This window comes from Pseudomonas syringae pv. tomato str. DC3000, assembly GCF_000007805.1.
Classification (GTDB): Bacteria; Pseudomonadota; Gammaproteobacteria; order Pseudomonadales; family Pseudomonadaceae; genus Aquipseudomonas; species Aquipseudomonas avellanae.
In genome coordinates this window covers 6,383,628-6,397,126 of record NC_004578.1, presented here as the reverse complement: position 1 = coordinate 6,397,126, position 13,499 = coordinate 6,383,628, and the positions used below count along the sequence as shown (strand labels likewise).

Annotated in this window: 15 protein-coding genes; all 15 read left to right on the top strand. The window is 56.5% G+C overall.

Features of this window, described 5'->3' with window-relative positions:
- Positions 1 to 245: 245 nt before the first annotated feature.
- The 15 genes from rpmH to atpA all read left to right on the top strand — a co-directional run bounded on the left by rpmH (position 246) and on the right by atpA (position 13,460).
- A complete protein-coding gene (gene rpmH, locus PSPTO_RS29070) occupies positions 246 to 380 on the top strand; it encodes a 50S ribosomal protein L34 (RefSeq protein WP_002551315.1) in 135 nt (44 codons plus the stop codon).
- 16 nt (positions 381 to 396) lie between these two features.
- On the top strand, positions 397 to 798 hold the full coding sequence (gene rnpA, locus PSPTO_RS29065) for a ribonuclease P protein component (protein WP_005768230.1): 402 nt from the start codon (positions 397 to 399) through the stop codon (positions 796 to 798).
- Complete coding sequence (gene yidD / locus PSPTO_RS29060) at positions 791 to 1,036, top strand: membrane protein insertion efficiency factor YidD (protein ID WP_003377879.1); 246 nt, start codon at positions 791 to 793, stop codon at positions 1,034 to 1,036. Before rnpA ends, yidD begins: the two co-directional genes overlap by 8 nt.
- A 2-nt stretch (positions 1,037 to 1,038) precedes the next feature.
- Entirely contained in the window at positions 1,039 to 2,727 is a 1,689-nt protein-coding gene (yidC, locus tag PSPTO_RS29055; protein ID WP_011105595.1) for a membrane protein insertase YidC, read from the top strand.
- A gap of 78 nt (positions 2,728 to 2,805) precedes the next feature.
- A complete protein-coding gene (gene mnmE, locus PSPTO_RS29050) occupies positions 2,806 to 4,176 on the top strand; it encodes a tRNA uridine-5-carboxymethylaminomethyl(34) synthesis GTPase MnmE (protein WP_007244945.1) in 1,371 nt (456 codons plus the stop codon).
- 579 nt (positions 4,177 to 4,755) lie between these two features.
- Positions 4,756 to 6,648 (top strand): tRNA uridine-5-carboxymethylaminomethyl(34) synthesis enzyme MnmG, encoded by a 1,893-nt coding sequence (gene mnmG / locus PSPTO_RS29045; protein ID WP_011105594.1) that lies wholly within the window; start codon positions 4,756 to 4,758, stop codon positions 6,646 to 6,648.
- On the top strand, positions 6,645 to 7,289 hold the full coding sequence (gene rsmG / locus PSPTO_RS29040) for a 16S rRNA (guanine(527)-N(7))-methyltransferase RsmG (RefSeq protein WP_003377883.1): 645 nt from the start codon (positions 6,645 to 6,647) through the stop codon (positions 7,287 to 7,289). The genes mnmG and rsmG overlap by 4 nt, the downstream gene beginning before the upstream one ends.
- An 18-nt stretch (positions 7,290 to 7,307) precedes the next feature.
- Complete coding sequence (locus tag PSPTO_RS29035) at positions 7,308 to 8,099, top strand: ParA family protein (RefSeq protein ID WP_003377884.1); 792 nt, start codon at positions 7,308 to 7,310, stop codon at positions 8,097 to 8,099.
- Positions 8,100 to 8,108: 9 nt separating this feature from the next.
- Complete coding sequence (locus tag PSPTO_RS29030; RefSeq protein ID WP_003377885.1) at positions 8,109 to 8,981, top strand: ParB/RepB/Spo0J family partition protein; 873 nt, start codon at positions 8,109 to 8,111, stop codon at positions 8,979 to 8,981.
- Positions 8,982 to 9,127: 146 nt separating this feature from the next.
- Positions 9,128 to 9,535, top strand: a complete 408-nt coding sequence (locus PSPTO_RS29025) for a F0F1 ATP synthase subunit I (RefSeq protein ID WP_011105593.1) — start codon at positions 9,128 to 9,130, stop codon at positions 9,533 to 9,535.
- Between the two features lie 16 nt (positions 9,536 to 9,551).
- Positions 9,552 to 10,421, top strand: coding sequence for a F0F1 ATP synthase subunit A (atpB, locus tag PSPTO_RS29020; protein WP_003377888.1), 870 nt, complete (start codon positions 9,552 to 9,554; stop codon positions 10,419 to 10,421).
- Between the two features lie 138 nt (positions 10,422 to 10,559).
- Entirely contained in the window at positions 10,560 to 10,817 is a 258-nt protein-coding gene (atpE, locus tag PSPTO_RS29015; RefSeq protein ID WP_002555987.1) for a F0F1 ATP synthase subunit C, read from the top strand.
- 57 nt (positions 10,818 to 10,874) lie between these two features.
- Complete coding sequence (locus PSPTO_RS29010; protein ID WP_005613564.1) at positions 10,875 to 11,345, top strand: F0F1 ATP synthase subunit B; 471 nt, start codon at positions 10,875 to 10,877, stop codon at positions 11,343 to 11,345.
- Between the two features lie 12 nt (positions 11,346 to 11,357).
- On the top strand, positions 11,358 to 11,894 hold the full coding sequence (locus PSPTO_RS29005; RefSeq protein ID WP_011105592.1) for a F0F1 ATP synthase subunit delta: 537 nt from the start codon (positions 11,358 to 11,360) through the stop codon (positions 11,892 to 11,894).
- 21 nt (positions 11,895 to 11,915) lie between these two features.
- A complete protein-coding gene (atpA, locus tag PSPTO_RS29000; RefSeq protein WP_003377895.1) occupies positions 11,916 to 13,460 on the top strand; it encodes a F0F1 ATP synthase subunit alpha in 1,545 nt (514 codons plus the stop codon).
- Positions 13,461 to 13,499: the final 39 nt, after the last annotated feature.

The following is a 13,499-nucleotide window of genomic DNA, read 5'->3' as shown; positions in this document are numbered from 1 at the left end:
AGAAAGCTGCTGCGTAAGAGTTATAAGCTTTATAAAAAAGCTTTAAATCCTCTCTTTCTTTTTATTTCTATAAATGACGCAAGCCGTCGGCTCAAAAGCGCGGTTCAAGGATGAATGGCCTGTAAAAGACGTATATGAAGAAAAGCTGGTTGGAAATTGACCTAAGGGCGCGCTTTCTCTAGAATCCCCGATCTCTTAAAACGGGGGCCATTCCGGCCCGTAGTGGACGAACCAGGTAACACGCCATGAAACGTACTTTCCAACCCAGCACTATCAAGCGCGCCCGCACCCACGGTTTCCGTGCACGTATGGCCACCAAAAACGGCCGCGCCGTCCTTTCGCGTCGTCGTGCCAAAGGCCGTAAGCGTCTGGCAGTTTGATAAATCGGCACAGGAGGTGAGTCGAGACTTCAGTCGGGAAAAGCGTTTGCTGACTCCCCGGCATTTCAAGGCAGTCTTTGACTCCCCTACCGGTAAGGTTCCGGGGAAAAATCTCCTGCTCCTTGCGCGCAACAACGACCTTGATCATCCCCGTCTGGGGCTTGTGATAGGTAAAAAGAGCGTGAAGCTCTCCGTCGAGCGCAATCGTTTGAAACGCCTGATGCGCGAATCATTTCGCCAACACCAAGACAGTTTGGTCGGTTGGGATATCGTTATCGTCGCGCGTAAAGGTTTGGGTGACGTAGAAAACCCTGAACTGATTCAGCATTTCGGCAAGCTCTGGAAGCGTCTGGCGCGTAGCCGACCCACTCCGGAAGAAAAGTCCGAACCTGCAGGGGTAGACAGTACCGATGCGTAAACTGGCACTCGTTCCGATCCAGTTTTATCGCTATGCCATTAGCCCGCTGATGGCCAGTCACTGTCGTTTCTACCCCAGTTGCTCCTGCTACGCGTATGAAGCCATCGATAATCATGGCCTTTTGCGCGGCGGCTGGCTGTCAATTCGTCGCCTGGGTCGCTGTCACCCGTGGAATCCCGGTGGTTATGACCCGGTTCCAGCTGTCCCCACCTCCCGTTCTTCTTCGATGGCCGAGTAATCATGGATATTAAACGCACGATCCTGATCGTTGCCCTGGCAATCGTGACCTACGTCGGGGTCCTGAAATGGAACCAAGACTATGGTCAGGCTGCCATGCCAACCCAGAATGTTGCAGCCAGCAACACCGCACCGGGTATTCCGGATACGGCTGCTGGTAATAATGGTTCTGCAAGTGCCGACGTTCCGAGCGCTACTGGCAATACTACCAGTGCAGCGCCTCTTGAAACTCCGGCCGTAGCCAGCAAAGACCTCATCCACGTCAAGACCGACGTGCTTGATCTGGCGATCGACCCGGTAGGTGGTGACGTCGTTCAGCTTCGTTTGCCTCTGTACCCGCGTCGTCAGGATCGTCCTGACGTGCCTTTCCAGCTGTTCGATAACGGCGGCGAGCGTACTTTTCTCGCACAGAGCGGCCTGACCGGGACCAATGGTCCTGATGCTCGCGCCTCCGGTCGTCCGGTTTATTCCTCCGCGCAAAAGAGTTATCAACTGGCTGATGGCCAGGACTCGATGGTCGTGGAGCTGAAATTCTCGGAAAACGGCGTCAACTACATCAAGCGCTTCACATTCAAGCGCGGTCTGTACGACCTGGTCATGACTTACGTTGTGGATAACCAGAGCGCGCAACCCTGGGCCGGTAATCTGTTCGCGCAATTGAAGCGTGATGCCAGCTCCGATCCTTCGTCGACCACTGCAACCGGCACAGCCACCTACCTGGGTGCTGCGCTCTGGACTGCGGCCGAGCCGTACAAAAAAGTGTCGATGAAAGATATCGACAAGGGCCAGATCAAGGAAAACGTTCAGGGCGGCTGGGTTGCATGGCTGCAGCACTACTTCGTGACGGCGTGGATTCCTGATCATAACGTGACCAACGCCGTTCAGACCCGCAAAGACAGCCAAGGCAACTACATCATTGGTTTCACCAGCCCGACACTGTCGGTTGCGCCAGGCGCACAAGGCGAAACCACTGCCACGTTGTACGCAGGTCCGAAAAGCCAGGCGGTGCTCAAAGAGTTATCCCCAGGTCTGGAGCTGACAGTCGATTACGGTTTCCTGTGGTTCATTGCCCAGCCTATCTTCTGGCTGCTGCAACACATCCACGCGATTCTGGGCAACTGGGGCTGGTCGATCATCGTCCTGACCATGTTGATCAAAGGCCTGTTCTTCCCGCTGTCCGCAGCCAGCTACAAGTCGATGGCACGCATGCGCGCCGTGGCTCCAAAGCTTGCAGTGCTGAAGGAACAACATGGCGATGATCGTCAGAAGATGTCCCAAGCAATGATGGAGCTGTACAAGAAAGAGAAGATCAACCCACTGGGTGGATGCTTGCCGATTCTTGTACAAATGCCGGTTTTCCTCTCGCTGTACTGGGTACTCCTGGAAAGCGTGGAAATGCGTCAGGCGCCGTGGATCCTGTGGATAACTGATCTGTCGATCAAAGACCCGTTCTTTATCCTGCCGATCATCATGGGCGCGACCATGTTCATCCAGCAGCGTTTGAACCCTACTCCGCCGGACCCGATGCAGGCCAAGGTCATGAAAATGATGCCGATCATTTTCACGTTCTTCTTCCTGTGGTTCCCTGCCGGTCTGGTTCTGTACTGGGTTGTGAACAACACCCTGTCGATCGCACAGCAGGCGTACATCACTCGCAAGATCGGAGCAGCTACCAAGAAAGCAGCTGCCTGATCTAACCTGTGAACACGCTATACAAAACGCCCCCTAGTGGGGCGTTTTGCTATCCGTCATTTGTCCTGGAGCCGGACCATGAACGTTCCTCGTGAAACCATCGCCGCCATCGCTACCGCCCAGGGGCGCGGTGGTGTCGGTATTGTCCGTGTGTCGGGGCCTTTGGCCGGCAAAACCGCGCAAGCCATTACCGGTCGAATGCCCAAGCCACGATTCGCGCACTACGGCCCTTTTGCCGACGAGTCGGGGCAGGTGCTCGATGAAGGCATTGCGTTGTATTTCCCCGGGCCAAACTCGTTCACCGGCGAGGACGTGCTGGAGCTTCAGGGTCATGGTGGGCCCATCGTTCTGGATATGCTGCTGCAACGCTGCCTGCAACTGGGCAGCCGCCTGGCGCGTCCGGGTGAATTCAGCGAACGTGCGTTCCTCAATGACAAGCTCGATCTTGCCCAGGCCGAGGCCATTGCTGACCTGATCGAGGCGAGTTCTGCACAGGCAGCGCGCAATGCGCTGCGCTCGTTGCAGGGTGTTTTTTCGCAGCGTGTGGATAACTTGACCGAGAAATTGATCAGCCTGCGTATCTACGTCGAAGCCGCCATCGACTTTCCAGAGGAAGAAATCGACTTTCTCGCCGACGGCCATGTGCTGGGTATGCTCGACGATGTGCGTGCCGAGTTATCCACAGTGCTGCGTGAGGCAGGACAGGGTGCGTTGCTGCGTGACGGCATGACGGTGGTGATCGCCGGTCGTCCCAATGCGGGCAAGTCCAGCTTGCTGAACGCTCTGGCGGGCAGAGAAGCGGCCATCGTTACCGAGATTGCCGGCACGACTCGCGATGTATTGCGTGAACATATCCACATAGACGGAATGCCCTTGCACGTCGTGGACACTGCTGGTTTGCGCGACACTCAGGACCAGGTTGAAATGATCGGCGTGCAGCGTGCACTCAAGGCTATAGGTGAAGCTGACCGGATCCTGCTGGTGGTGGACGCAACCGCCCCGGAAGCTGCAGATCCGTTCGCCTTGTGGCCGGAATTCCTGGAGCAGCGTCCGGACCCTGCGAAGGTCACTCTGATCCGTAACAAGGCTGATTTGAGTGGCGACAGCATTGCCCTGCAAACAAGCGCCGATGGCCATGTCACGATCAGCCTCAGCGCCAGGTCAGGAGGAGAGGGGCTTGAGCTGCTGCGTGAGCATCTGAAGGCCTGCATGGGCTATGAGCAGACATCGGAAAGCAGCTTTAGCGCGCGTCGGCGCCACCTTGAGGCGCTGCGCCACGCCAGTGACTCGCTGGAGCACGGCAGGGCGCAATTGACCCTGGCTGGCGCTGGAGAGCTGTTGGCCGAAGACCTGCGTCAGGCGCAACAGGCGCTTGGCGAGATTACCGGGGCATTCAGTTCCGATGACCTGCTCGGCAGAATCTTTTCCAGCTTCTGTATCGGCAAATAATAGCCACCTGATGAAGGTATGACCGCTCCGGTCATACCTCCCTGCCTGGCACAACCTTCTTTTAGCTACGCCCTTCCTCACCCGATGCAACAGACCACTGCTTTTCAGCTCGGGTTTTGATTTTTTTCGCACGAAAATCTTCATCGAGTGGATTTTTTGCGCCTCTTTTTTGTTCACCAGGCAATTTTTTGTGGATTAAGCCCTGTGAATAACTGCCCCTCAGCTCGGTGGGTAAGCAGGGTGCAAACCTGAAGATAAACCGGCCTGTGGACAAGTGGACATTTTATCAACAGGCTCAAGACGGTTATCCCAACCCCTCATACCCACATGAACACAGAGTTTTGAATCCCTGTACATAACGTAAATAAAGGCCTGTAGCGTTCTATCCACAGAAACTGTGCTCAGTAAGAATAAACATAAAAATAAGGCTTTATAAACTTTCTTTCCTTTTTATTTTCTTTATTCGCGAGTTTTCCACAGCTGGTTAAATTTTGTCCAACGGGTTTCATTCAGGTGGGGTAAGTCCCTATACTTGTCAGCTATCCCAATTTCTCATCGACAACAGGCACGAGGTGCGTGGTGGATTTCCCTTCCCGTTTTGAAGTGATCGTCATCGGTGGCGGTCATGCCGGTACCGAGGCCGCACTGGCGTCGGCACGCATGGGTGTCAAAACCCTGCTGTTGACGCACAACGTGGAAACCCTGGGCCAGATGAGCTGCAACCCGGCCATCGGTGGCATCGGCAAAAGCCATCTGGTCAAGGAAATCGACGCCTTGGGCGGCGCAATGGCAATGGCTACCGACAAGGGCGGTATACAGTTTCGTGTCTTGAACAGCCGCAAAGGCCCTGCGGTACGGGCAACCCGTGCTCAGGCAGACCGGGTGCTGTACAAAGCCGCCATTCGCGAGATCCTCGAAAATCAGCCGAACCTGTGGATATTTCAGCAGGCCTGCGATGACCTCATCGTCGAACAGGATCAGGTGCGTGGTGTAGTGACCCAGATGGGCCTGCGCATCCTTGCCGACTCCGTGGTGTTGACCACCGGAACGTTCCTCGGTGGACTTATCCACATCGGGATGCAGAATTATTCAGGGGGCCGTGCAGGCGATCCACCGTCGATCGCGCTGGCTCAACGGTTACGTGAACTGCCACTGCGTGTAGGACGACTGAAAACAGGAACTCCGCCTCGCATCGACGGGCGTTCTGTCGATTTTTCGGTCATGACCGAGCAACCAGGTGATACGCCTATTCTGGTCATGTCGTTCCTGGGCTCCAAAGAGCAGCACCCGGCGCAGGTCAGTTGCTGGATTACCCACACCAACGCCCGGACTCACGAAATCATCGCGTCCAACCTGGATCGATCGCCCATGTATTCCGGTGTGATCGAAGGCATCGGGCCGCGCTACTGCCCGTCGATCGAAGACAAGATTCATCGTTTTGCCGACAAGGAAAGCCATCAGGTTTTCATCGAGCCAGAAGGCCTGACCACCCACGAGCTGTATCCGAACGGGATATCCACCTCGTTGCCGTTCGACGTGCAGTTGCAGATCGTACGTTCGATTCGTGGCATGGAAAACGCACATATCGTCCGCCCCGGTTACGCTATCGAATACGATTATTTCGACCCGCGTGATCTGAAATACAGCCTGGAAACCAAGGTCATCGGCGGGTTGTTCTTTGCCGGTCAGATCAACGGCACAACTGGTTACGAAGAAGCGGGAGCCCAGGGTTTGTTGGCTGGAACCAACGCTGCCCTTCGGGCGCAAGGCCGAGACAGCTGGTGCCCGCGTCGTGATGAAGCGTACATCGGCGTGCTGGTTGACGACCTGATCACGCTCGGCACGCAAGAGCCCTACCGAATGTTTACGTCCAGGGCCGAATACCGTCTGATCCTGCGCGAAGACAACGCTGATCTGCGTCTGACCGAAAAAGGTCGCGAGCTGGGCCTGGTCGACGATGCGCGCTGGGCAGCGTTCTGCACCAAGCGCGAAAGCATCGAGCTGGAAGAGCAGCGGCTGAAAAGTACCTGGGTTCGCCCCGGTACCCAGCAGGGTGATGCAATATCCGCACATTTCGGCACGCCGCTCACCCACGAATACAATTTGCTCAATCTGCTGACCCGTCCGGAAATCGATTACAACAGCCTGATTGCCCTCACAGGCCAGGGCTGTGCTGATCCTCTGGTGGCCGAGCAGGTCGAGATCAAGACAAAATACGCCGGTTACATTGATCGGCAGCAGGAAGAAATTGCCCGCTTGCGCGCCAGCGAAGACACACGTCTGCCCGAAGACATCGACTACACCGGTATTTCTGGCCTGTCGAAAGAAATCCAGAGCAAGCTGGGGATAACTCGCCCGGAAACACTTGGCCAGGCCTCGCGCATTCCAGGCGTCACGCCAGCCGCTATTTCCCTGTTGATGATTCATTTGAAAAAACGCGGCGCGGGCCGTCAGTTGGAGCAAAGCGCTTGAGTTCTATGGTCACCCCGCAACATGCCCAAGAGTTATCCACAGGTGCCCGGGAATTGGGCATTGACCTCAGCGAGGCTCAGCACGAGCAATTGCTGGCGTATCTGGCGCTGTTGATCAAGTGGAACAAGGCTTACAACCTGACCGCTGTACGCAATCCGGACGAAATGGTCTCGAGACATCTGCTCGACAGTCTCAGCGTTGTGCCATTCATCGAAGGTACGCGCTGGATGGATGTAGGCAGCGGCGGCGGGATGCCTGGTATTCCTATGGCCATCCTGTTTCCTGAACGAAATATTTCGCTGCTGGACAGCAACGGCAAGAAGACCCGGTTTCAGACACAGGTCAAACTGGAGCTGAAACTGGACAATCTTGAAGTTATCCACAGCCGTGCAGAAAATTATCAGCCTGATGTGCCGTTCGACGGGATCATTTCCAGGGCCTTCAGCAGCCTCGAAGACTTTGCTGGCTGGACGCGCCACATGGGCGACGTCAATACGCGCTGGTTGGCAATGAAAGGGCTGCATCCTGCTGATGAGCTGGTAGCATTGCCCTCGGATTTTCACCTCGATAGCGCACAAGCCTTGACCGTTCCGGGTTGCCAAGGCCAACGCCATCTGCTGATACTGCGCCGCACGGCATGATTGGGAACACAAGCAAGAATGGCTAAGGTATTCGCGATAGCGAACCAGAAAGGTGGGGTAGGCAAGACCACCACATGCATAAACCTCGCCGCGTCGCTGGTTGCGACCAAGCGCCGTGTGCTGTTGATCGATCTCGATCCCCAGGGCAACGCGACCATGGGCAGCGGTGTGGATAAACACACTCTGGAAAACTCGGTCTACGACCTGTTGATCGGTGAATGCGATCTGGGCGAGGCCATGCAGTTCTCCGAACACGGTGGCTACCAACTGCTTCCGGCCAACCGCGACCTGACTGCAGGCGAAGTGGTGCTGCTGGAAATGCAGATGAAAGAGAGCCGTCTGCGCAATGCGCTGGCGCCGATCCGGGAAAATTACGATTACATTCTGATCGACTGCCCACCTTCGCTGTCGATGCTGACACTGAACGCGCTGGTTGCCGCCGACGGCGTAATCATCCCCATGCAGTGCGAGTATTTTGCGCTGGAAGGTCTCAGCGACCTTGTGGATAACATCAAGCGCATCGGTGAACTGCTCAACCCGCAGTTGAAGATCGAAGGCCTGTTGCGCACCATGTACGACCCGCGTCTGAGCCTGATCAACGACGTTTCGGCGCAGCTTCAGGAGCACTTCGGCGAACAGCTGTACGACACCGTGATCCCCAGAAACATCAGGCTGGCCGAGGCGCCGAGTTTCGGCATGCCTGTGCTGGCGTATGACAAATCGTCTCGCGGTGCGCTGGCCTATCTGGCCCTGGCAAGCGAGCTGGTTCGTCGTCAACGTCGCGGCGCAAAAAGCGCTCAGCCAACCTAAGGAATTTCCATGGCCGTCAAGAAACGAGGTCTCGGACGTGGGTTGGACGCACTTCTGAGCAGTCCAACCGTCAGTTCGCTGGAAGAGCAGGCCGTCAAGGCACCACCCAGCGAGTTGCAACATGTGCCGCTGGACCTGATCCAGCGCGGCAAGTATCAGCCGCGCCGTGACATGGACCCGCAAGCGCTTGAAGAGCTCGCGCAGTCGATCAAGTCGCAGGGTGTGATGCAGCCGATCGTGGTTCGTCCGATCGGCAACAACCGTTTTGAAATCATCGCCGGCGAACGTCGCTGGCGCGCCAGTCAGCAGGCTGGCGTCGAGACCATCCCGGCGATGGTTCGTGACGTACCGGACGAAACTGCCATTGCGATGGCGCTGATCGAAAACATTCAGCGTGAAGACCTCAACCCCATCGAAGAAGCCATGGCGTTGCAGCGTTTGCAGCAGGAGTTTCAGCTGACCCAGCAGCAAGTGGCGGATGCCGTTGGCAAATCACGGGTCAGCGTGGCCAACCTGTTGCGCCTGATCGCATTGCCCGAGGCCATCAAGACCATGTTGTCGCATGGCGACCTGGAAATGGGTCATGCCCGTGCATTGCTCGGCCTGGGTGAAGATCGGCAGGTCGAAGGTGCGCGACACGTTGTCGCACGCGGGTTGACCGTACGCCAGACCGAAGCACTGGTCAGGCAATGGCTGAGCGGCAAGCCCGAGGCGGCAGAACCGGCCAAGGCCGACCCGGACATCAGCCGGCTCGAGCAGCGTCTGGCCGAGCGTCTGGGCTCTGCAGTGCAGATTCGCCATGGTCAGAAGGGCAAGGGTCAATTGGTCATCCGTTACAACTCGCTGGACGAGCTGCAAGGAGTGCTCGCTCACATCCGCTGAAACAATTGCTCTGTAGCGTGTAGTCGGAAATCACTACCCGCCTGTTGAATAGGGGCTGAACCGCCCCTATACTCTGCGCGCATTTTGTCGGCACAAATTATGCCAAGTTATTGATTATGGCGACCGACATCAGAGGAGCAGTTGCGATGGAATCCCGCATGCCAGACCGCTTGCCGTTCTATTGCCTGGCGGTTTTTCCGTTATTGCTGGCTCAATTGATCGTCCTGCTCATCGCCGCGTTGGTGCTGTGGCAGTGGCAAGGAGTCGTAGCGGGATACTCGGGACTCTGCGGAGGCCTGATAGCCTGGCTACCCAATTTATACTTTGCCCACAAGGCATTCCGGTTTTCCGGGGCCCGGGCAGCGCAAGCCATCGTGCGGTCGTTCTACGCCGGCGAGGCTGGCAAACTGATTTTCACGGCAGTGCTTTTTGCATTGACGTTCGCAGGTGTGAAGCCATTGGCGCCGCTGGCTGTATTCGGCGTGTTCATGTTGATCCAGGTGGTCAACTGGTTCGCTCCCCTGCTTACGAGAACAAGACTTTCGAGACCTTAGGGCGTTTGAGGCAACCATGGCAGAGCAAACAGCTTCGGGCTATATCCAGCACCACTTGCAGAACCTTACATTCGGGCACCTGCCCAATGGCGATTGGGGCTTTGCCCACACCGCAGCAGAAGCCAAGGAAATGGGTTTCTGGGCCTTCCACGTCGATACACTCGGCTGGTCGGTTGCGTTGGGTCTGATTTTCGTTCTGATCTTCCGCATGGCGGCCAAGAAGGCAACTTCCGGTCAGCCAGGCGCCCTGCAGAACTTCGTTGAAGTTCTGGTCGAGTTCGTCGACGGCAGCGTGAAAGACAGTTTCCACGGTCGTAGCGCGGTCATCGCGCCACTGGCTCTGACCATCTTCGTCTGGGTTTTCCTGATGAACGCGGTCGATCTGGTACCGGTGGACTGGATTCCACAACTGGCGATGATGATCTCGGGCGACGAGCACATTCCGTTCCGCGCCGTACCGACCACCGACCCGAATGCGACGCTGGGCATGGCCCTGTCGGTGTTCGCGCTGATCATTTTCTACAGCATCAAGGTCAAGGGCATTGGCGGCTTCATCGGCGAACTGACCCTTCACCCGTTCGGCAGCAAGAACATCTTCGTTCAGGCACTGCTGATCCCGGTCAACTTCCTGCTCGAATTCGTCACGCTGATCGCCAAGCCGATTTCTCTGGCTCTGCGTCTGTTCGGCAACATGTATGCTGGCGAGCTGGTCTTCATTCTGATCGCCGTGATGTTCGGCAGCGGTCTGTTGTGGCTCAGCGGTCTGGGTATTGTTCTGCAGTGGGCGTGGGCTGTGTTCCACATCCTGATCATCACCCTGCAGGCGTTTATCTTCATGATGCTGACCATCGTCTACCTGTCGATGGCGCACGAAGACAACCATTGAGATTCGTCTCACGACGTGTCTGATGACCGTCTCGCCATCGGCGAGGCGGTGCCCGCAAGGGCTGATGTAGAAACGATTTTGTTTTACCGCTTCAATTAAAAAAACCTAACCAATACGACGTAAAAGTCGGGAGGAAAGATGGAAACTGTAGTTGGTCTAACCGCTATCGCTGTTGCACTGTTGATCGGCCTGGGCGCACTGGGTACTGCAATCGGTTTCGGCCTGTTGGGCGGCAAGTTCCTGGAAGGCGCTGCGCGTCAACCGGAAATGGTCCCAATGCTGCAAGTCAAAATGTTCATCGTTGCGGGCCTGCTCGACGCCGTGACCATGATCGGTGTCGGTATCGCTCTGTTCTTCACCTTTGCGAACCCCTTCGTTGGTCAACTCGCTGGCTGATCACTCGAATTTTCGAGTTGATTGGTGTGATGGACAACGAACGAGCGAGGTGTTGGCGTGAACATTAATGCAACCCTGATTGGTCAGTCCGTTGCGTTCTTCATCTTTGTGCTGTTCTGCATGAAGTACGTGTGGCCTCCGGTCATCGCTGCTTTGCACGAACGTCAGAAGAAGATCGCGGATGGACTGGACGCTGCTTCCCGAGCAGCTCGCGACCTGGAGCTGGCCCAAGATAAAGTGGGTCAACAACTGCGCGAAGCTAAGGCTCAAGCAGCCGAGATCATTGAGCAAGCCAAGAAGCGCGGAACTCAGATTGTCGACGAGGCCCGTGAAACGGCACGCGTTGAAGCTGACCGTGTGAAGGCTCAGGCTCAGGCCGAGATCGAGCAGGAACTGAACGGTGTCAAAGACGCCTTGCGCGCCCAGTTGGGTAGCCTGGCAGTCAATGGCGCAGAGAAGATTCTGGGCGCCACAATCGATCAAAACGCGCACGCGGAGCTGGTTAACAAACTGGCTGCTGAAATTTAAGCGAGGGCGATCATGGCAGAACTGACCACGTTGGCCCGACCTTACGCGAAGGCGGCCTTCGAGCATGCGCAGGCCCACCAGCAACTGGCCAATTGGTCAGCCATGCTCGGCCTGGCTGCTGCAGTGTCGCAAGACGACACCATGCAGCGCATGCTCAAGGCCCCGCGAGTGACGAGCGCACAAAAGGCCACCACTTTTATTGAAGTGTGTGGCGAAAAGTTCGATGCCAAGGCACAGAATTTCATTCACGTCGTTGCTGAAAACGACCGTCTCCCGCTTCTGCCGGAGATCGCCGAACTGTTCGACCTGTACAAGGCCGAGCAGGAAAAATCGGTCGATGTGGATGTCACCAGTGCTTTTGCATTGAACCAAGAACAGCAAGACAAACTCGCCAAGGTTCTCAGTGCACGGCTCGGCCGGGAAGTGCGCCTGCATGCTGCGGAGGATGCCTCTCTTATAGGGGGTGTCGTAATCCGCGCCGGCGACCTGGTTATCGATGGCTCAGTTCGCGGCAAAATCGCGAAACTAGCCGAAGCATTGAAATCTTGAGTTTGAAGGGGCAGCAGAGCAATGCAGCAACTCAATCCTTCCGAAATAAGTGAAATCATCAAGGGTCGCATCGACAAGCTCGATGTAACCTCCCAAGCCCGTAACGAAGGCACAGTCGTCAGCGTGTCTGACGGTATCGTGCGGATTCACGGTCTGGCCGACGTAATGTACGGCGAGATGATCGAGTTTCCGGGCGGCGTCTACGGTATGGCGCTGAACCTTGAGCAAGACTCCGTAGGTGCCGTTGTACTGGGCGCTTACACGACTCTGGCTGAAGGCATGAGCGCCAAGTGCACTGGCCGCATCCTCGAGGTTCCGGTGGGTAAGGAACTGCTGGGTCGCGTTGTCGATGCACTGGGTAACCCGGTTGACGGCAAAGGTCCGCTGAACAACACCGAGACCGATGCGGTCGAGAAAGTTGCTCCAGGCGTGATCTGGCGTAAGTCGGTAGACCAGCCTGTACAGACTGGCTACAAGGCTGTCGATGCCATGATTCCTGTCGGCCGTGGCCAGCGTGAGCTGATCATCGGTGACCGTCAGATCGGTAAAACCGCTCTGGCCATCGACGCAATCATCAACCAGAAGAACAGCGGCATCTTCTGCGTCTACGTAGCAATAGGTCAGAAGCAATCGACCATCGCCAACGTTGTTCGCAAGCTCGAAGAAAACGGCGCACTGGCTAACACCATCGTCGTGGCTGCAAGTGCTTCCGAATCCGCTGCGCTGCAATTCCTTGCACCGTACTCGGGTTGCACCATGGGTGAATTCTTCCGCGACCGCGGTGAAGACGCGCTGATCGTTTATGACGATCTGTCCAAGCAAGCAGTGGCTTACCGCCAGATTTCCCTGCTGCTGCGCCGTCCACCAGGCCGTGAAGCTTACCCAGGCGACGTGTTCTATCTCCACTCCCGTCTGCTGGAGCGCGCATCGCGTGTTTCCGAAGAGTACGTAGAGAAGTTCACCAACGGCGCAGTGACCGGCAAAACAGGCTCCCTGACCGCGCTGCCGATCATCGAAACCCAGGCTGGCGACGTTTCCGCGTTCGTTCCGACCAACGTGATTTCCATCACCGACGGTCAGATCTTCCTGGAATCGGCCATGTTCAACTCCGGCATCCGTCCGGCTGTGAACGCCGGTGTTTCGGTATCCCGTGTGGGTGGTGCCGCTCAGACCAAGATCATCAAGAAGCTTTCCGGTGGTATCCGTACTGCTCTGGCTCAGTACCGTGAACTGGCGGCATTCGCCCAGTTCGCTTCTGACCTGGACGAGGCGACCCGCAAGCAACTTGAGCATGGTCAGCGCGTTACCGAGCTGATGAAGCAGAAGCAATACGCACCAATGTCGATCGCTGACATGGCGCTGTCGCTGTATGCCGCTGAGCGTGGGTTCCTGACTGACGTCGAAATCGCCAAGATCGGCAGCTTTGAACAAGCGCTGATTGCTTACTTCAACCGCGATCACGCCGATTTGATGGCCAAGATCAACGTTAAGGGTGACTTCAATGACGAAATCGACGCTGGCATGAAAGCCGGTATCGAGAAGTTCAAGGCCACCCAAACCTGGTAAGCCGCAGCGGGGGCCGCAAGGCTCCCGCTTGCTAACCTG